Raw genomic sequence first — 19,699 nt, forward strand, 5'->3', positions numbered from 1 at the left:
AAACTCCCTGAGGTGGATAACCTCAGGGAGGTGGCTGGATCGACTTTCGGCTCACATGATGGTCGTAACCACTATGAAATCTTAGGGTTGAGTGCGGTTACGATCGGTTGAGTGCTGTACTGACAGACTATAGCGCTCCTGATCACCGCCCCACGCAGGCGGTGATCAGTTTTTAAGACGCCACACAGGTTTTTTTCGTTGTGGATAACTTATTCCACAGTAACCGACTTCGCCAGGTTGCGCGGCTGGTCGACGTCGGTGCCTTTGAGCACGGCGACGTAGTACGACAGCAGCTGCAGCGGGATGGTGTAGAGGATCGGCGACAGGATGTCGTGGATGTGCGGCATGTGCACCACGTGGGTGCCTTCACCGTTGGTCATGCCGGCCTTCTCGTCAGCGAAGACGATCAACTGGCCACCGCGGGCGCGGACTTCCTGGAGGTTGGACTTCAACTTCTCCAGCAGCTCGTTGTTCGGCGCCACGGTCACCACGGGCATGTCGTTATCCACAAGCGCCAACGGGCCGTGTTTCAGCTCGCCGGCCGGGTAGGCTTCGGCGTGGATGTAGGAGATTTCCTTGAGCTTGAGTGCGCCTTCCATCGCTACCGGGAACTGCGCGCCACGACCGAGGAACAGCGTGTGGTTTTTCTCGGCGAACAGCTCGGAGATTTTTTCCACAGTGCTGTCCATGGCCAGCGCCTCGCCCAGGCGGGTTGGCAAACGACGCAGTTCTTCGACCAGGGTCGCTTCTACGTCTTTGGCCAAAGTGCCACGAACCTGGCCCAGGGAAAGCGTCAGCAACAACAGGCCGACCAATTGCGTGGTGAAGGCTTTGGTCGAGGCCACGCCGATTTCGCGGCCGGCCTGGGTCAACAGGGTCAGGTCGGACTCACGCACCAGCGAGCTGATGCCGACGTTGCAGATCGCCAGGCTGGCGAGGAAGCCCAGCTCCTTGGCGTTGCGCAGCGCGGCCAGGGTGTCGGCGGTTTCGCCGGACTGGGAAATGGTCACGAACAAGGTGTCCGGCTGCACCACCACCTTGCGGTAGCGGAATTCGCTGGCGACTTCGACCTGGCAAGGAATGCCGGCCAGCTCTTCAAGCCAGTAACGCGCGACCATGCCGGCGTGGTAACTGGTGCCGCACGCGACGATCTGTACGTTGCGCACTTTGGCAAACAGCTCGGCCGCCTGTGGACCGAATGCCTGTACCAGTACCTGGTTCTGGCTCAGGCGACCTTCCAGGGTGCGCTGCACCACGGACGGTTGCTCGTGGATTTCCTTGAGCATGAAGTGGCGGAACTCGCCCTTTTCAGCGGCTTCGGCACCGTCGCGATATTGCACGGCTTCGCGCTCGACAGCCTTGCCGTCAACGTCCCAGATCTGCACGCTGTCGCGGCGGATTTCGGCGATATCGCCTTCTTCCAGGTACATGAAGCGGTCAGTGACCTGACGCAGGGCCAACTGGTCGGAGGCCAGGAAGTTTTCCCCAAGGCCCAGGCCGATCACCAGCGGGCTGCCGCTGCGGGCCGCGACCAGACGATCAGGTTGCTTGGCGCTGATCACTGCCAGGCCGTAAGCACCGTGCAGTTCTTTGACAGTTGCCTTGAGGGCCACGGTCAGGTCGCTCAGATCCTTGAGTTTGTGGTTCAGCAGGTGGGCGATGACTTCGGTATCGGTGTCCGAGGTGAACACATAACCCAGGGCCTTTAGTTGTTCGCGCAGGGCTTCGTGGTTTTCGATGATGCCGTTGTGCACCACCGCCAGGTCACCGGAGAAATGCGGGTGGGCATTGCGCTCGCACGGTGCACCGTGGGTAGCCCAGCGGGTGTGGGCGATGCCCAGGCGACCGACCAGCGGCTCGGTGGTCAATGCCTGCTCCAGCTCACTGACCTTGCCCGGACGACGCAGGCGCTCGAGTTTTTCATCGTTGGTGTAGACCGCCACGCCAGCGCTGTCATACCCACGGTATTCGAGGCGTTTCAGGCCTTCGACGAGGATGGCGGTGATGTTACGTTCTGCGACTGCGCCGACAATTCCACACATGCTATTTCTCCTGACTGACAGCCGCGCATATCAAATTGATGCCGCGGGCCTGAATCTGAGCGCGAGCCTCAAGCGGCAGGCGTTCATCGGTAATAAGGGTATGGACGCTGCTCCAGGGCAGCTCCAGGTTGGGAATCTTGCGGCCGATCTTGTCGGCCTCCACCATCACGACGACTTCACGGGCGACTTCGGCCATGACCCGGCTCAGTCCGAGCAGTTCGTTGAAGGTGGTTGTACCGCGAACCAGATCGATGCCATCGGCGCCGATAAACAGCTGGTCGAAGTCGTAGGAGCGTAATACCTGCTCGGCAACCTGCCCCTGGAAAGACTCGGAGTGCGGGTCCCAGGTGCCACCGGTCATCAACAGCACCGGTTCATGCTCAAGTTCGCTCAAGGCATTGGCGACATGCAGCGAGTTGGTCATCACCACCAGGCCGGGTTGTTGGCCGAGTTCCGGGATCATGGAAGCGGTGGTACTGCCACTGTCGATAATGATGCGCGCATGCTCGCGAATCCGCGCGACGGCGGCACGGGCGATGGCTTGTTTGTACTTGGAAACCGGCTGACCAAGATCGGCCACCAGTTCCTGGGGCATGGTGATCGCCCCGCCGTAACGACGCAGCAACAGACCATTGCTTTCAAGTGCCGCCAGATCCTTGCGAATCGTAACTTCCGACGTTTCGAAGCGCTTGGCCAACTCATCCACACTGACTTCGCCCTGCTCAGTGAGCAAGGCGAGGATGTTGTGGCGACGTTGAGGTGTGTTGCGCTTCGACATGACTTGGTAAGTTTCGATTCGAAAGATAACGGAAGCAATCAAAACCTATCGGCGAAATTTCGTCAAGCGCGGAGTGATGAAAAGACCTGTGGATAACTTATAGGAGCGAGCTTGCTCGCGATGGGCGTGAACGACAATGCATTCTTTCTGGAAAAATGCGCCGCTCTTGGAATCATCGCGAGCAAGCTCGCTCCTACAAAGAGGATTGTGGATAACTCAGCCCTTCTTGACCTTCTCCGGCCGCTTCCAGCCATCGATGTTCTTCTGGCGAGCACGCCCGATGGCCAGCTGGGATTTATCCACAGTCGAAGTAATGGTCGAACCAGCCGCTGTGGTCGCGCCGTCGAGGATATCCACAGGCGCCACCAACGAGTTGTTGGAACCGATGAACACATCTTCGCCCAACACGGTTTTCCACTTGTTGACGCCGTCGTAGTTGCAGGTGATGGTGCCGGCACCAATATTGGTGCGCGCGCCCACTTCGGCATCGCCCAGATAAGTCAGGTGACCGGCCTTGGCGCCTTCGCCCAGGTGCGCGTTTTTCAACTCGACGAAGTTACCCACATGCGCGCGGGCTTCCAGCACGGTGCCTGGACGCAGACGAGCGAACGGGCCGGCGTCGCTGCTTTCACCCAGGATGGCACCTTCGATATGGCTGTTGGCCTTGATGACCACGCCTTTGCGCAGGGTGCTGTCCTTGATCACGCAGTTCGGGCCGATCACCACGTCGTCTTCGATGACGACCTTACCTTCGAGGATCACGTTGATGTCGATCAGCACGTCGCGGCCAACTGTGACTTCACCGCGGATATCGAAACGAGCCGGGTCACGTAGCGTCACACCTTGAGCCATCAAACGACGACCGGCGCGCAATTGATAATGCCGTTCCAGTTCGGAAAGCTGCTTGCGATCGTTGGCGCCCTGCACTTCCATGGCGTCGTGCGGTTGCTCGGTGGCCACCACCAGACCATCGCTCACGGCCATGGCAATGATGTCGGTCAGGTAGTACTCGCCCTGGGCGTTGTTATTGGAGAGACGGCTCATCCAGTCGCCAAGACGGGCAAAAGGCAGCGCCAGAATGCCGGTATTGCCTTCGGTGATTTTGCGCTCGGCTTCATTGGCATCTTTCTGCTCGACAATGGCCGTGACCTTGCCCTGCACATCACGAACAATGCGGCCGTAACCGGTCGGGTCATCCAGCTCTACGGTCAGCAAGCCCAATTGCTCTGGCCCCACCTGCTTGAGCAGACGTTGCAGGGTATCGACTTCGATCAACGGCACATCGCCATAAAGCACCAGCACGGTGTCGGACTGAATGAACGGCACGGCTTGAGCAACGGCGTGACCGGTACCCAGCTGCTTATCCTGCAGGACGAAGTTCAGATCATCCGCCGCCAGACGTTCGCGCACGGCATCGGCGCCGTGGCCGATCACCACGTGAATGCGCTGTGGATCAAGTTGCCGGGCGCTGTGGATAACATGGCCGAGCATGGAGTTGCCGGCAATCGGGTGCAAAACTTTCGGCAAAGCTGAACGCATACGCGTGCCTTGGCCAGCAGCGAGAATAACGATTTCAAGTGACATGACTGGCTACCAATCCTGGGTGGTCAGCGGCTGCGACCAGGTTGTAAAAAACGGAAAAGAAAAAAGGGTAGCCGAGGCTACCCTTTTTAATCAATCGCACAACAAGCGCAACCTTAGTGGCCGAACTTCTTGCGGATCTGCTGGACGGTGCGCAGCTGGGCTGCAGCCTCGGCCAGACGTGCGGCAGCAGAACCGTAATCGAATTCAGCGCCACGTTCATGCAAGGCCTTCTCGGCAGCCTTAACGGCTTCCTGAGCGGAGGCTTCATCCAGATCGGCAGCACGTTGCACGGTGTCGGCAAGTACCTTGACCATGTTCGGCTGAACCTCGAGGAAACCACCGGAGATGTAATACACCTCCTCTTCCCCGCCCTGCTTGACCAGGCGGATCGGACCTGGCTTCAGATTAGTGATCAGCGGCGCGTGACCCAGGGCGATACCAAGATCACCCAGTGCACCGTGCGCAATCACCATCTCGACCAGACCGGAAAAGATTTCCCCTTCCGCGCTGACGATATCGCAATGGACTGTCATAGCCATCTGATTGCCTCAACCTAAATTAGCGCCCGTTGCCGGGCGCCGGGATTACAGTTTCTTGGCTTTCTCGATCGCTTCTTCGATGCCGCCAACCATGTAGAACGCTTGTTCTGGCAGGTGGTCGTAGTCACCGTTGAGGATGCCTTTGAAGCCAGCAATGGTGTCTTTCAGGGAAACGTATTTACCCGATGCACCGGTGAAGACTTCAGCCACGAAGAACGGCTGCGACAAGAAGCGCTGGATCTTACGAGCACGGTTTACCAACTGCTTGTCGGCTTCCGACAGCTCGTCCATACCCAGGATCGCAATGATGTCCTTCAGTTCTTTGTAACGCTGCAGCACGTACTGAACACCGCGAGCGGTTTCGTAGTGGTCGTTGCCGATCACGTTCGGGTCCAGCTGACGCGAAGTCGAGTCCAGTGGGTCTACCGCCGGGTAGATACCCAGGGAAGCGATGTCACGGGACAGAACGACGGTGGCGTCCAAGTGGGCGAAGGTGGTCGCTGGCGACGGGTCGGTCAAGTCGTCCGCTGGTACGTATACCGCCTGGATCGAAGTAATCGAACCTTGCTTGGTCGAAGTGATGCGCTCTTGCAGCACGCCCATCTCTTCAGCCAGGGTCGGCTGGTAACCTACTGCCGAAGGCATACGGCCCAGCAGTGCGGATACTTCAGTACCGGCCAGGGTGTAACGATAGATGTTGTCGACGAACAGCAGAACGTCGTTACCTTCGTCACGGAACTTCTCGGCCATGGTCAGGCCGGTCAGTGCTACGCGCAGACGGTTTCCCGGCGGCTCGTTCATCTGACCGTAAACCAGTGCCACTTTGTCCAGAACGTTGGAGTCCTTCATCTCGTGGTAGAAGTCGTTACCCTCACGAGTACGCTCACCCACACCGGCGAACACGGAATAACCGCTGTGCTCGATGGCGATGTTACGGATCAGTTCCATCATGTTTACGGTCTTGCCTACACCGGCACCACCGAACAGACCGACTTTACCACCCTTGGCGAACGGGCAAACCAGGTCGATAACCTTGATGCCCGTTTCCAGCAGCTCGTTGCCACCGGCTTGTTCAGCGAAGGTTGGCGCAGGACGGTGAATGCCCCAACGCTCTTCTTCGCCGATCGGGCCAGCTTCGTCGATCGGGTTGCCCAGTACGTCCATGATCCGGCCCAGGGTCGCTTTACCGACCGGTACGGAGATGGCTGCGCCAGTGTTGTTGACGTCCAGACCGCGCTTCAAGCCTTCGGTGGAGCCCATCGCAATGGTACGAACCACGCCGTCGCCCAGCTGCTGCTGAACTTCCAGAGTGGTTTCGGCGCCTTGAACTTTCAAGGCGTCGTAGATGCTCGGTACGCTGTCGCGTGGGAATTCCACGTCGATAACGGCGCCGATGATTTGAACGATACGTCCGCTACTCATAGCTGGATCCTCTGAATATTTGAACCGTTAAACCGCGGCAGCGCCGCCGACGATTTCCGAGATCTCTTGGGTGATCGCAGCCTGACGCGCCTTGTTGTAGACCAGCTGCAAATCGCTGATCAAATCACCGGCGTTGTCGGTAGCGTTCTTCATCGCGATCATCCGCGCAGCTTGTTCAGCCGCGTTGTTCTCGACCACCGCCTGGTAGACCTGCGACTCCACGTAACGGACCATCAAGCCGTCGAGCAGCTCCTTGGCATCCGGTTCGTAGAGATAGTCCCAGTGGTGCTTGAGTTCTTGATCCGGGGTTGCCACCAGTGGAATCAACTGCTCCACGGTAGGCTGTTGTGTCATGGTGTTGATGAACTTGTTGGACACCACGGACAGGCGGTCAATACGGCCGTCCAGGTAGGCATCCAGCATCACCTTGACGCTGCCGATCAGATCATTGATCGACGGCTCTTCACCCAGGTGGCTGATAGCTGCAACGACGTTACCGCCGAAGTTGCGGAAGAAAGCCGCACCCTTGCTACCAACTACACACAGATCGATCTCGACGCCGTTTTCGCGGTTTACCGCCATGTCCTTGACCAAAGCCTTGAACAGGTTGGTGTTCAAGCCACCACACAGACCACGGTCACTGCTCACTACGACATAACCGACACGCTTTACTTCACGGTCGATCATGAACGGGTGGCGATATTCCGGGTTAGCGTTGGCCAGATGGCCAATAACCTGGCGGATGCGCTCCGCATAAGGACGGCTAGCAGCCATGCGCATTTGTGCCTTGCGCATTTTGCTGACCGCCACTTTTTCCATGGCGCTGGTAATCTTTTGCGTGCTTTTGATGCTCGCAATCTTACTGCGAATCTCTTTTGCGCCTGCCATGTAACACCTATCAGGTTAGCAAGCGGGAGCCGCTAGGCTCCCGCTGCGGCTTACCAGGTTTGGGTGGCCTTGAACTTCTCGATACCGGCTTTCAGGCCGCCATCGATTTCGTCATTGAAGTCACCCTTCACGTTGATCTTCGCCATCAAGTCGGCGTGATCGCGGTTGAAGTAAGCAATCAGCGCTTGTTCGAAGCTGCCGATCTTGGCGATTTCAACGTCGGTCAGGAACCCACGCTCAGCGGCATACAGCGACAGCGACATGTCGGCGATCGACATTGGCGCGTATTGCTTCTGCTTCATCAGCTCGGTAACGCGCTGACCATGCTCAAGTTGCTTACGGGTCGCTTCGTCCAGGTCAGAAGCGAACTGGGCGAATGCCGCCAGTTCACGGTACTGAGCCAGAGCGGTACGGATACCACCGGACAGCTTCTTGATGATCTTGGTCTGAGCGGCACCACCCACACGGGATACCGAAACACCGGCGTTCACTGCAGGGCGGATGCCCGAGTTGAACATGGCCGATTCCAGGAAGATCTGACCGTCGGTGATGGAAATCACGTTGGTCGGAACGAACGCGGAAACGTCGCCAGCCTGGGTTTCGATGATCGGCAGTGCGGTCAGGGAACCGGTTTTGCCGGTCACTGCGCCGTTGGTGAACTTCTCTACGTACTCTTCCGAAACGCGGGATGCGCGCTCCAGCAGACGGGAGTGGAGATAGAACACGTCGCCTGGGTAAGCTTCACGGCCTGGTGGACGGCGCAGCAGCAGGGAAATCTGGCGGTAAGCCACTGCTTGCTTGGACAGATCGTCATAAACGATCAGCGCGTCTTCACCGCGGTCGCGGAAGTATTCGCCCATGGTGCAACCGGAGTACGGAGCCAGGAACTGCAGTGCTGCAGATTCCGAAGCGCTCGCTGCAACGATGATGGTGTTAGCCAGTGCACCGTTTTCTTCCAGCTTGCGAACAACGTTGGCGATGGTCGATTGTTTCTGACCGATCGCTACGTATACGCAGAAAATGCCGCTGTCTTTCTGGTTGATGATCGCGTCGATCGCCAGAGCGGTTTTACCGATCTGACGGTCACCGATGATCAGCTCACGCTGGCCACGGCCGACAGGGATCATGGCATCGACAGCCTTGTAGCCAGTCTGTACAGGCTGGTCTACCGACTTACGCCAGATCACGCCTGGAGCAACTTTCTCGACCGCGTCGGTCTCGGTGTTGTTCAGCGGACCTTTGCCGTCAACTGGGTTACCCAGTGCGTCGACTACGCGACCCAGCAGTTCCTTACCAACCGGAACTTCCAGGATGCGGCCAGTGCACTTGGCGCTCATGCCTTCAGCCAGAGTCTGGTATGCGCCCAATACAACGGCACCTACAGAGTCTTGCTCCAGGTTGAGGGCCATACCGAAGACGCCGCCCGGAAACTCGATCATCTCGCCGTACATTACGTCGGCCAGACCGTGAATCCGCACGATGCCGTCAGATACGCTGACGACAGTGCCTTCGTTACGGGCTTGGGAGGTCACATCGAGCTTGTCGATGCGGCCCTTGATAATTTCACTTATTTCGGAAGGATTGAGTTGCTGCATTGCTCTGCTGCCCCTTCAAACTCAAGATTTCAATGCTTCGGCAAGTTTCGCGATTTTGCCGCGAATCGAGCCATCGATAACCAGGTCGCCGGCGCGGATGACAACACCCCCAATAAGGGATGAATCTTCCTCGACTTGCAGGCGCACTTCCCGGTTGAGTCGTGCACTGAGAACCTTGGCGAGTTTGTCTTGCTGTTCTTGGTTCAATGCGAAGGCACTGGTCACTTCAACGTCTACCGATTTCTCTTGCTCGGCCTTGTACAGGTCGAACAGAGCGGCGATCTCCGGCAACAGCGGGAGACGGTCGTTTTCGGCAACGACGTGAATGAAGTTCTGTGCCTTTACATCAAACTTGTCGCCGCACACGTCAATGAACGTGGCGGCCTTTTCTGCGCTCGTCAGTCGCGGGGCCTTGAGCACGCGCTGCATGGTGTCGTCTTCCGACACCGCTGCTGCCAGGCCGAGCATGGCTGACCAATTGGCCAGTTGCTGGTGGGCCTGAGCGTGCTCGAAGGCCGCCTTAGCGTAAGGTCGGGCCAACGTGGTCAGTTCTGCCATGATCGCCCTCGCTTAGATTTCAGCAGCCAGTTGGTTAACCAGCTCTGCGTGCGCGTTTTGATCGATTGCTTTGCCCAGGATCTTCGAAGCACCGCCAACGGCCAGGCTACCCACTTGGGCGCGCAGCGCGTCTTTGACGCTGTTCAGTTCCTGTTCGATCTCGGCCTGAGCCTGAGCCTTCACACGGTCAGCTTCGACGCGAGCCTGTTCACGGGCTTCGTCGACAATCTGGGTACCGCGTTTCTTGGCTTGCTCGATGATTTCAGCTGCCTGAGCTTTCGCTTCGCGCAGTTGCTGACCCGCTTTTTCTTGGGCCAACTCCAGGTCGCGAGCTGCTCGGCTGGCAGCGTCCAGACCATCAGCGATCTTCTTTTGACGTTCGTGCAGAGCCGTGATGACCGGAGGCCATACGAACTTCATGCAGAACAGTACAAAAATCAGGAACGCAACGGACTGGCCAATCAGGGTCGCATTAATGTTCACGCCAACACCTCGCAGTTACGTTGTCCATCACACCAAATTACCCGGAAGATCCGAGTAATTAGCCAGCGATCTGACCAACGAACGGGTTCGCAAAGGTGAAGAACAGAGCGATACCAACACCGATCATGGTTACGGCGTCGAGCAGACCGGCAACGATGAACATTTTAACTTGCAGCATTGGAACCATTTCTGGCTGACGCGCTGCGCCTTCCAGGAACTTGCCGCCCAGCAGGCCGAAACCAATTGCGGTACCCAGTGCGCCCAGGCCGATCAACAGTGCAACAGCGATAGCGGTTAGACCAACTACAGTTTCCATCTTTCCTCCCGACTTTTACGTCGTATGGTTTAGGTTTTTTTAATTTAAAGCGGTAAAACAAATCGTTTCAGAGGCCCCGTGAAGAGCCCCTTCCCGTTTGACCGGGAAGGACATCAGACTAGTCGAGACTGGTCTTAATGGTTTTCTTCGTGCGCCATCGACAGGTAGACGATGGTCAACATCATGAAGATGAACGCCTGCAGGGTGATGATCAGGATGTGGAACACAGCCCACGCCCACTGCAGAACGACGCCCAGGCCGCTGAGCCAGAGCAGACCGCTGCCGAACATCACAGCAATCAGAATGAAGACCAGTTCGCCGGCATACATGTTGCCGAACAGACGCAGAGCCAGGGAGATCGGCTTGGCGATCAGGGTCACGAATTCCAGCAGGAAGTTCACCGGAATCAGCAGGGCTTGAACGAAGATGTTCTTGCTGCCGAACGGGTGCAGGGTCAGCTCGCCGATGAAGCCGCCGAGGCCCTTGACCTTGATGCTGTAGAAAATGATCAGTGCGAAAACCGAGAACGCCATGCCCAGGGTCGCGTTCGGGTCAGTGGTCGACACGGCACGGAACGGGATGTGTGCGTCGCCGGAGATCAGGATGGCCAGTTGAGGAATCCAGTCGACCGGTACCAGGTCGACGGCGTTCATCAGGAACACCCAGACGAAGATGGTCAGTGCCAGCGGTGCAATCACCGGGCTACGGCCATGGAAGCTGTCTTTCACGCTGCCATCGACGAATTCGACCAATACTTCAACGAAGTTCTGCAAAGCACCTGGCTGACCCGAGGTCGCTTTCTTTGCCGCCATGCGGAAAAGAAGAACGAAGATCAGACCCAATGCGACCGACCAGCCGAGGGTATCGACGTGGAAAGCCCAGAAGCCCATTTCCTTGGCTTCTGCTGCGGTGTGGGCAAAGCCCCAGCCGCCGGTTGGGTGCTGACCGAAGGTCAGGTTCTGCAAGTGGTGCTGGATATAGCCCGAAGCGGTTGTTTCTGCCATGGTTGCCTCAAACGCCCTAAGGTCTCGAAAGTCTTGTTCTCATCAGCAGGGGAGCGAACCAGCTGACTGACTGAGTCAGCACGAAGACACCGAATACTGCAATCGGCGCCAATGGCTTCACACCTGCAAACACCAGTGCAAACAGCACTGCCGTCAAAATCAGTTTGCCTGCCTCGCCGGCATAAAAAGACCGGACGATGGACTGGGCTGCTCGGGCGCCGGAAAACCGAAATGCCCTGTGAGCGAAATAAACATTGGGCAGCAAGGCTATCAGGCCTCCGCAAAGTCCCGAGTACCCGGCAACGACTCCCCGCCATTGCCAGAGCGCCAAAGCAGCGATGAGCAAAACGACAAATTGAGCCATTAACACCGGAAAAACTGCCAGGCGATGGAAGGGCAAGCGGTTTGGCGTGCGGGTTTCCATCACTTTTGCTCTCCAATGGTCGGCTGCCAGAATTCAATAACTTGGCATAATTTGTGCCGACAAAATGCGCGCAGAGTATAGGGGCGGTTCTGCCCCTATTCAACTGTCAGGTAGTGATTTCCGACTGCGCGCTACATGAGGAAATGTTTCAGCGAATATGTGCAAGTACGCCTTGAAGCTCATCCAGGGAGTTGTAGCCAATCACCAACTGCCCTTTACCCTTCTTGCCGTGGCGGATCTGCACCGCAGAGCCTAGGCGCTCAGCCAGGCGCTGTTCGAGGCGGGCGATATCCGGGTCCGTTTTTTGGGGTTCCACAGGCTCCGGTTTGCCACTCAACCACTGGCGAACCAGTGCCTCAGTCTGGCGCACGGTCAGCCCGCGTGCGACAACATGTCGCGCCCCTTCAACCTGTTGATTTTCCGGTAAACCGAGCAAAGCACGGGCATGACCCATTTCCAGGTCGCCGTGGGACAACATGGTCTTGATGACTTCCGGCAAGGAAATCAGGCGCAACAGGTTGGCCACGGTCACCCGGGACTTGCCCACGGCCTCGGCGACCTGTTGCTGGGTCAGCTGGAACTCCTGCTGCAAACGCTGCAGGGCCACCGCCTCTTCAATCGGGTTCAGGTCTTCGCGCTGGATGTTCTCGATCAGGGCGATGGCGATCGCGGTTTCATCGGGTACATCGCGAACCATCGCCGGGATGGTTTCCTGCCCCGCCTGCTGGCTGGCACGCCAGCGACGTTCGCCCGCAATGATTTCAAAACGACCGCTACCGATCGGGCGAACCACGATGGGCTGCATGACACCCTGGGCCCTGATCGACTGCGCCAGTTCTTCCAGCGCCTGCGGGTCCATGTCACGACGCGGCTGGTATTTGCCGCGCTGGAGCAGATCCAGGGGAAGGTGTTGCAGCTCACGCTGATCGGCTTGCGCCGCTTGTTCTTCCAGCGAGCTGACAGTCGGACCACTCAACAGAGCATCCAGTCCACGTCCGAGACCTCGTTTCTTGACGGCCATGGGGATTCCTTAAGTTGCCTGAGCGGCGGCGATGCGTGAGTTTTTACGTTGACGACGAACCATTTCGCCCGCCAATGCCAGATAGGCAACGGCACCTCGCGACGCTTTGTCGTACGCCAGCGCCGGCATGCCGTAGCTTGGCGCTTCGGCCAGACGGATGTTGCGCGGAATGACGGTGTCGTAGAGCTGTTCGCCGAAGTGTTCCTTGAGCTGCGCCGAAACATCGTTCATCAGGCTCAGCCGCGGGTCGTACATCGTCCGCAGCAGGCCTTCGACCTTGAGGTTCGGATTGAGCAGTTCAGCGATACGCTTGATGTTATCCACAAGGTCGCTCAAGCCTTCGAGTGCGAAGTACTCGCACTGCATGGGGATAATCACCCCATCGGCGGCAACCAGTGCGTTCAAGGTCAGCATCGATAGCGACGGCGGGCAGTCGATCAGGATGTAATCGTAGTTTTCCCGGATCGGCGCCAGCGCGCTGCGCAGACGGCTTTCCTTCATCTGCATTTCCAGCAGCACCACTTCGGCCGCGGTCAGGTCGCGGTTGGCCGGCAACAGCTGGTAACCACCGTGTTCGGAGAAGTGCATGGCCTGGGCCAGGTCGCACTCACCGATCAACAGGTCGTAGACCGAGTTTTCCAGACCATGTTTATCCACACCGCTACCCATGGTGGCGTTGCCCTGTGGATCGAGGTCGATCAACAGCACCCGGCGCTTGGTCGCGACCAGGGATGCTGCGAGGTTGATGCAGGTGGTGGTTTTGCCCACGCCACCTTTTTGGTTCGCTATCGCGAATACCTTAGCCATTCTTGCTTGTGTTCCCAATCATGCCGTGCGGCGCAGTATCAGCAGATGGCGTTGGCCTTGGCAACCAGGTACGGCCAGGGCGTGTTCGCTATCGAGGTGGAAGTCTGCCGGCAATGCTACCAGCTCATCGGCCGGATGAACGCCCTTCATTGCCAGCCAGCGTGTTTTGGCGTCGCCGAGGTGACGAGTCCAGTTGCTGAAGTTTTCCATGCTGCTGAAAGCCCGGGAAATGATCCCGTTGAAGGGCTGGGCAGGCTGGAACGCTTCGACGCGACTGTGGATAACTTGCAGGTTATCCAGTTTGAGTTCGAGTTTGACCTGGGTCAGGAAGCGGGTTTTCTTGCCGTTGCTGTCCAGGCACGTCACCTGGGACTCGGGAAACAGGATAGCCAGCGGAATGCCGGGCATGCCGCCGCCACTACCAACGTCGAGCCAGCGTCCGTTTTCGATGAATGACATCACGCTCAGACTGTCGAGTAGGTGACGGGAGACCATTTCGTCCGGATCACGCACGGCGGTGAGGTTGTAAGCCTTGTTCCATTTGATCAACAGGGCCAGATAATCCAGCAGTTGCGCGTGCTGGGTTTCTGTCAGCGTGACGCCAAGCTGGCGGGCACCTGTGGATAACTCTTCTGCATGTTGCGAAGTGACCAACGAACTCAAGCGCTTTGCTCCAACTGACGGCCCGCGCCGCGTTTTTTCAAATGAATCATCAACAGCGAAATGGCTGCCGGCGTTACGCCCGGGATACGCGAGGCCTGGCCCAAGGTTTCAGGGCGGGTCGCACCGAGCTTGCTCTGGATCTCTTTGGAGAGACCGGAAATATTCGTGTAATCGATATCCACAGGCAATTTGGTGTCTTCGCTGGCGCGCAGGCGGGCGATTTCATCCTGTTGACGATCGATGTAGCCGGCGTACTTGGTCTTGATTTCGACCTGTTCGGCGACTTGTGGATCTTCTGCGCCACCTCCGGTCACGGCGATCAGACCAGCGTAGTCGATTTCCGGACGGCTCAAGAGATTCAGCAGGTTGTATTCGTGGGTCAGCGGCGTGCCGAATTTTTCGGCAATCGCATCGCCCTGTTCGGTGCCCGGGCGAACCCAGGTGCTTTTCAGGCGCTGCTCTTCCAGTTCGATGCTTTCGCGTTTTTTGCAGAAAGCCGCCCAACGCACGTCATCCACCAGGCCCAGTTCGCGACCTTTTTCGGTCAAGCGCAGGTCGGCGTTGTCTTCGCGCAGGATCAAACGGTATTCGGCGCGGGAGGTGAACATCCGGTACGGCTCTTGGGTGCCGAGGGTAATCAGGTCGTCGACCAACACGCCGATATAGGCCTCGTCGCGACGCGGGCACCAGGCGTCTTTGCCCTGCGCGCGCAGTGCCGCGTTGGTTCCGGCGAGCAAACCCTGGGCGCCGGCTTCTTCGTAACCGGTCGTGCCGTTGATTTGCCCGGCGAAGAACAGACCGCCGATCACTTTGGTTTCCAGGCTGTACTTCAGGTCGCGCGGATCGAAGTAGTCGTACTCGATGGCGTAGCCCGGGCGCACGATGTGTGCGTTTTCCATGCCTCGGATCGATTGCACGATCTGCAATTGCACATCGAACGGCAAGGATGTGGATATCCCGTTCGGGTACAGCTCGTTCGTGGTCAAACCTTCCGGTTCGATGAAGACCTGGTGGCTTTCCTTGTCGGCAAAGCGATGAATCTTGTCTTCGATCGACGGGCAGTAACGCGGACCGATGCCTTCGATCTCGCCTGCATCGGAATACATCGGCGAACGGTCGAGGTTCGCCGCAATGATCTCGTGGGTACGGGCGTTGGTATGAGTAATCCAGCAACTGATCTGCCGTGGATGCTGCTCTTTGGAACCCATGAACGACATCACCGGGATCGGCGTATCGCCGGCCTGCTCGGTCATCACCGAGAAATCCACAGAACGGGCGTCGATACGCGGCGGCGTACCTGTCTTCAGGCGACCGACCCGCAAAGGCAATTCACGTAGACGGTGAGCCAGGGCAATCGACGGAGGATCACCGGCACGGCCGCCGGAGAAATTCTGCAAACCAATGTGGATAAGTCCACCGAGGAAGGTGCCTGTGGTCAAAACCACCGAGTCGGCGAGGAAACGCAGGCCCATCTGGGTCACTACGCCGCGCACTTGTTCCTGCTCGACGATCAGGTCATCAGCGGCCTGTTGAAATATCCACAGGTTCGGCTGGTTTTCCAGGATTTCGCGGACAGCTGCCTTGTACAGAACCCGGTCGGCCTGTGCGCGGGTTGCACGCACGGCCGGGCCTTTGCGGCTGTTCAACACACGAAACTGGATGCCGCCTTTATCGGTAGCGATGGCCATCGCGCCGCCGAGGGCGTCAATTTCCTTGACTAGGTGGCTTTTGCCGATCCCGCCAATGGCCGGGTTGCAACTCATGGCACCGAGGGTTTCCACGTTATGCGTCAGCAAAAGGGTTTTCACCCCCATACGTGCTGAGGCCAGTGCTGCCTCGGTACCGGCATGACCGCCGCCGATGACGATCACTTCAAAACGGGAAGGGAAATCCACCACGCACCTCGTGCCTGCTTAAGTAGGTAATTCAGGAATAGTTTGAGCTCAGGTTTTCGGACCTGGTCGACAAGTATAGGGACTTCGCCCTTCCTAAAGAACCCTTTGCACAAAATTTAACCAACTGTGGAAAAGTCGGAGTTATAGAAATTAAAAAGAGAGAAATTTATTAAATCTTTGTTTTTATGTTTATTTCTATGCACCTGCCTTTCTGTGGATAGATCTCTACAGGCCTTTATTTTCAATATGTACAGCGATTCAAAACCCTGTGTTCATGTGCCAATGAGGCCCTTGGATAACCGGTGTAAGCCTGTGGATGAAAGGGCTGGTTATCCACAGAGGCGGTTATGTTCAGTTTTCAGGCCCTGTTATCAACTGACCTTAGCGGCGGTTATTCACAGGGCTTAATCCACAGAAAAGTGTCGTTTGCCCGAAATTCAGGCACGAGAATTCCGCTCAAGCAGGCAAAGTCCGCTCGGCACTGGAGGGTTTATTCAGAAAAAGAGAGAGCAGACAGGCACGAACGGCCTGTCTGTGAATTCCAGGAGGGCTACTTGCCGATACAGAAGCTGGAGAAAATTCGCCCCAACAGATCGTCAGAGCTGAAGGCGCCGGTGATTTCTCCCAGCGACTGCTGAGCCTGGCGCAGATCTTCGGCCAACAACTCGCCAGCACCGGCCAGGGTCAACTGGGCACGACCATGCTCAAGGGCAGCACTGGCATGACGTAACGCTTCAAGGTGGCGCCGGCGAGCACTGAAGCTGCTTTCGGACGTTTGCTCGTAGCCCATGCAGGCCTTGAGGTGATCACGCAGCAGCTCCAGACCGACACCTCCGGACCTGGCGCTCAAGCTGATGGTGACGTGGCCGTCGTCGCTGATCTCCATGGCAATGGCTTCGCCCGTAAGGTCGGCCTTGTTGCGGATCAGGGTAACTTTCGCGGGATCGGGACGGGTTTCGAGAAATTCCGGCCACAGTGCGAACGGATCGAGGGCTTCCGGTGCGGTGGCATCGACCACCAGCAGTACCCGATCCGCTTCACCGATGGCTTTCAGGGCACGTTCCACGCCGATTTTTTCCACATGGTCATCGGTATCGCGCAGACCGGCAGTATCCACCACATGCAGCGGCATGCCATCGATGTGGATATGTTCACGCAGTACGTCACGGGTAGTGCCGGCGATTTCAGTCACGATGGCCGCTTCGCGCCCGGCCAGTGCGTTGAGCAAGCTGGATTTACCGGCATTCGGACGACCGGCAATGACCACGGTCATGCCGTCACGTAGCAAAGCACCCTGCCCGGCTTCACGCATGACAGTGGATAACTCGTCACGCACGTTGTCGAGCATGCTCAGGACATGGCCATCGGCGAGGAAGTCGATTTCCTCTTCCGGGAAATCGATGGCCGCTTCGACGTAGATGCGCAGGCCGATCAATTGCTCGGTGAGGTTATGCACACGTGACGAGAAAGCACCTTGCAGGGAGCGCAACGCATTTCGCGCAGCCTGGGCAGAACTGGCTTCAATCAGGTCGGCAATTGCCTCCGCCTGGGCCAGGTCAAGCTTGTCGTTGAGGAACGCACGCTCGCTGAATTCCCCCGGCCGGGCAAGCCGGCAACCCAGTTCCAGGCAGCGCTGGAGCAACATATCCAGAACAATCGGGCCACCATGTCCCTGGAGTTCCAGTACATCTTCGCCGGTAAACGAGTTTGGCCCCGGAAAATACAGCGCGATGCCCTGGTCCAGCACCTCGTCGTGTTCACCAAAAAAGGGACCGTAGTGGGCAAATCGCGGCTTGAGCTCGCGACCACTGAAAGCCTTGGCCGCAACGCTGGCCAACGGCCCGGAGATACGCACGATGCCTACACCGCCACGACCTTGAGCGGTGGCGACGGCGGCGATGGTTTCACGAGGAACGCTCATAAACCGGTATCCAGACAAAAGTGACAGATAGCAAAACGCCCCACTAGGGGGCGTCTTGAGTGGTTATCCACAGTGTAAATCAGGCAGCTGCTTTGGCAGCCGCTTCGATCTTACGAGTGATGTACCACTGTTGGGCGATCGACAATACGTTGTTCACTACCCAGTACAGCACCAGACCCGCCGGGAACCACAGGAAGAAGAAGGTGAAGATGATTGGCATCATTTTCATGACCTTCGCCTGCATCGGATCCGGAGGAGTCGGGTTCAGCTGCTGCTGGATGAACATGGTTGCACCCATGATGATCGGCAGAATGAAGAACGGATCCTTGATCGACAGGTCAGTAATCCACAGCATGAACGGCGCCTGGCGCATTTCAACGCTTTCAAGCAGAACCCAGTACAGCGAGAGGAAAACCGGCATCTGCACGAGGATTGGCAAGCAACCACCCAGCGGATTGATCTTCTCTTTCTTGTACAGTTCCATCATGGCTTGCGACATTTTCTGCCGGTCATCGCCATGTTGCTCTTTCAGCGCGGCCAGTTTTGGTGCCACTGCACGCATGCGCGCCATGGATTTGTAGCTGGCAGCCGACAACGGGAAGAAGATCCCCTTGATCAGCATGGTCAGGAAGATGATCGACCAGCCCCAGTTACCGACCAGCGCGTGGATATGTTGCAGCAACCAGAAGATTGGCTGGGCAATGAACCACAGAATGCCGTAGTCGACGGTCAGTTCCAGACCTGGGGACAACTCTTTCAGCACGGCCTGGCTTTTCGGGCCGGCGTACAGAACAGCGCTGGTCTCGGCCTTGGCGCCCGGGGCAACACTCATCGATGGGCCGGTGTAGCCGATGATGTAGTTGCCTTTGCTGTCTTTACGGGTCTGGACGACGTTGTTTTCGCCCTTGGCCGGAATCCATGCGGTCACGAAGTAGTGCTGCAACCAGGCAACCCAACCGCCAGTGACGGTTTCTTTCAGCGGCGCCTTGTCCATGTCCTTCATGGACACTTTTTTGTACGGCTCCGAACTTGTCCACAGGGCGGCGCCCAGGTAAGTCGCGGTGCCGGTGGCCGTGGTCGACGAAGGATCGGCGCTGGCGTCACGCTTCAACTGGGCGAACATCGCACCAGTCCAGGGCTGGGCGCTCTGGTTGTCGATCAGGTAGGAAACGGTTACGTCATACAAGCCGCGTTTCAGGGTGAAACGCTTGATGTAGTTGACGCCGTCCTTGCTGAACTTCAGGTCCACGACCAATTGGTCCTGACCGTCAGCCAGTTGATAAACCTTCTTCTCCGAGGAATAAACCGGACGACCGGCCGGATTTGCATCCGGACCGTTGGTGCCGATCAGACCGCTTTGTGCCAGATAAGTACGTTCGCCGCCGTTATCGAACAGCTGGAACGGAATTTCCGGGTGATCCTGACGACGCGGATACAGCGGCAGGGTCAACTGAGCAACATCACCACCTTGTGGGTCGATAGCCAGGTCCAGTACATCCGTTTTGATCTGGATGAGGTCCTTGCTCACAGCCACCGGTGTTTCGGCAGGTGCGCTGGTGTCGCTAGCAGCACGTGGAATGTCGTCACTGGCGGAAGCGTTGGAGCCAGATGCCGTATCCGGCAGGCTCGATGCAGTCGTATTGGTGGCAACATTCTGAGTCGGCAGGGCAGCCTGACCATAGTCCTGGTTCCATTTAAGAACCATAACGTAGGACACGATTGCCAGGGCGACGATCAGGATCGTGCGTTTGATATCCAT

The 19,699-nt window shown here is 57.6% G+C and carries 18 protein-coding genes; all 18 read right to left on the reverse strand.

The window, feature by feature from the left end; all coding sequences use genetic code 11:
- Positions 1 to 209: 209 nt before the first annotated feature.
- Positions 210 to 2,042, reverse strand: a complete 1,833-nt coding sequence (gene glmS / locus BSF40_RS05900; protein ID WP_015097441.1) for a glutamine--fructose-6-phosphate transaminase (isomerizing) — start codon at positions 2,040 to 2,042, stop codon at positions 210 to 212.
- 1 nt (position 2,043) lies between these two features.
- Entirely contained in the window at positions 2,044 to 2,820 is a 777-nt protein-coding gene (locus BSF40_RS05905; protein ID WP_095964407.1) for a DeoR family transcriptional regulator, read from the reverse strand.
- A gap of 216 nt (positions 2,821 to 3,036) precedes the next feature.
- Positions 3,037 to 4,404, reverse strand: coding sequence for a bifunctional UDP-N-acetylglucosamine diphosphorylase/glucosamine-1-phosphate N-acetyltransferase GlmU (glmU, locus tag BSF40_RS05910; protein ID WP_095964408.1), 1,368 nt, complete (start codon positions 4,402 to 4,404; stop codon positions 3,037 to 3,039).
- A gap of 113 nt (positions 4,405 to 4,517) precedes the next feature.
- Positions 4,518 to 4,943, reverse strand: coding sequence for a F0F1 ATP synthase subunit epsilon (locus tag BSF40_RS05915; protein WP_007969909.1), 426 nt, complete (start codon positions 4,941 to 4,943; stop codon positions 4,518 to 4,520).
- Positions 4,944 to 4,988: 45 nt separating this feature from the next.
- A complete protein-coding gene (gene atpD / locus BSF40_RS05920) occupies positions 4,989 to 6,365 on the reverse strand; it encodes a F0F1 ATP synthase subunit beta (RefSeq protein WP_007969907.1) in 1,377 nt (458 codons plus the stop codon).
- Positions 6,366 to 6,392: 27 nt separating this feature from the next.
- Complete coding sequence (atpG, locus tag BSF40_RS05925) at positions 6,393 to 7,253, reverse strand: F0F1 ATP synthase subunit gamma (RefSeq protein ID WP_007934344.1); 861 nt, start codon at positions 7,251 to 7,253, stop codon at positions 6,393 to 6,395.
- A 50-nt stretch (positions 7,254 to 7,303) separates the two neighbouring features.
- On the reverse strand, positions 7,304 to 8,848 hold the full coding sequence (atpA, locus tag BSF40_RS05930) for a F0F1 ATP synthase subunit alpha (protein ID WP_007969905.1): 1,545 nt from the start codon (positions 8,846 to 8,848) through the stop codon (positions 7,304 to 7,306).
- Between the two features lie 21 nt (positions 8,849 to 8,869).
- A complete protein-coding gene (locus tag BSF40_RS05935; protein ID WP_007985049.1) occupies positions 8,870 to 9,406 on the reverse strand; it encodes a F0F1 ATP synthase subunit delta in 537 nt (178 codons plus the stop codon).
- Positions 9,407 to 9,418: 12 nt separating this feature from the next.
- The gene (locus tag BSF40_RS05940; RefSeq protein WP_007969903.1) at positions 9,419 to 9,889 is read right to left on the reverse strand and encodes a F0F1 ATP synthase subunit B; all 471 of its coding nucleotides are present in this window, start codon (positions 9,887 to 9,889) and stop codon (positions 9,419 to 9,421) included.
- A 58-nt stretch (positions 9,890 to 9,947) separates the two neighbouring features.
- The gene (gene atpE, locus BSF40_RS05945; protein ID WP_003097235.1) at positions 9,948 to 10,205 is read right to left on the reverse strand and encodes a F0F1 ATP synthase subunit C; all 258 of its coding nucleotides are present in this window, start codon (positions 10,203 to 10,205) and stop codon (positions 9,948 to 9,950) included.
- Between the two features lie 134 nt (positions 10,206 to 10,339).
- Positions 10,340 to 11,209: a F0F1 ATP synthase subunit A gene (atpB, locus tag BSF40_RS05950; RefSeq protein ID WP_015097443.1), complete on the reverse strand. Its 870-nt coding sequence runs from the start codon at positions 11,207 to 11,209 to the stop codon at positions 10,340 to 10,342.
- 16 nt (positions 11,210 to 11,225) lie between these two features.
- Entirely contained in the window at positions 11,226 to 11,633 is a 408-nt protein-coding gene (locus tag BSF40_RS05955; RefSeq protein WP_007969901.1) for a F0F1 ATP synthase subunit I, read from the reverse strand.
- A 148-nt stretch (positions 11,634 to 11,781) separates the two neighbouring features.
- A complete protein-coding gene (locus BSF40_RS05960) occupies positions 11,782 to 12,654 on the reverse strand; it encodes a ParB/RepB/Spo0J family partition protein (RefSeq protein ID WP_095964409.1) in 873 nt (290 codons plus the stop codon).
- A 9-nt stretch (positions 12,655 to 12,663) separates the two neighbouring features.
- Complete coding sequence (locus BSF40_RS05965; protein WP_007969897.1) at positions 12,664 to 13,461, reverse strand: ParA family protein; 798 nt, start codon at positions 13,459 to 13,461, stop codon at positions 12,664 to 12,666.
- Between the two features lie 18 nt (positions 13,462 to 13,479).
- The gene (rsmG, locus tag BSF40_RS05970; RefSeq protein ID WP_095964410.1) at positions 13,480 to 14,124 is read right to left on the reverse strand and encodes a 16S rRNA (guanine(527)-N(7))-methyltransferase RsmG; all 645 of its coding nucleotides are present in this window, start codon (positions 14,122 to 14,124) and stop codon (positions 13,480 to 13,482) included.
- Entirely contained in the window at positions 14,121 to 16,019 is a 1,899-nt protein-coding gene (mnmG, locus tag BSF40_RS05975; RefSeq protein ID WP_095964411.1) for a tRNA uridine-5-carboxymethylaminomethyl(34) synthesis enzyme MnmG, read from the reverse strand. Before mnmG ends, rsmG begins: the two co-directional genes overlap by 4 nt.
- A 550-nt stretch (positions 16,020 to 16,569) precedes the next feature.
- On the reverse strand, positions 16,570 to 17,940 hold the full coding sequence (gene mnmE, locus BSF40_RS05985) for a tRNA uridine-5-carboxymethylaminomethyl(34) synthesis GTPase MnmE (protein ID WP_095964413.1): 1,371 nt from the start codon (positions 17,938 to 17,940) through the stop codon (positions 16,570 to 16,572).
- A gap of 79 nt (positions 17,941 to 18,019) precedes the next feature.
- The gene (gene yidC, locus BSF40_RS05990; RefSeq protein ID WP_095964414.1) at positions 18,020 to 19,699 is read right to left on the reverse strand and encodes a membrane protein insertase YidC; all 1,680 of its coding nucleotides are present in this window, start codon (positions 19,697 to 19,699) and stop codon (positions 18,020 to 18,022) included.

This window comes from Pseudomonas sp. ACN5 (assembly GCF_002303975.1).
GTDB classification, from domain to species: Bacteria; Pseudomonadota; Gammaproteobacteria; order Pseudomonadales; family Pseudomonadaceae; genus Aquipseudomonas; species Aquipseudomonas laurylsulfatiphila.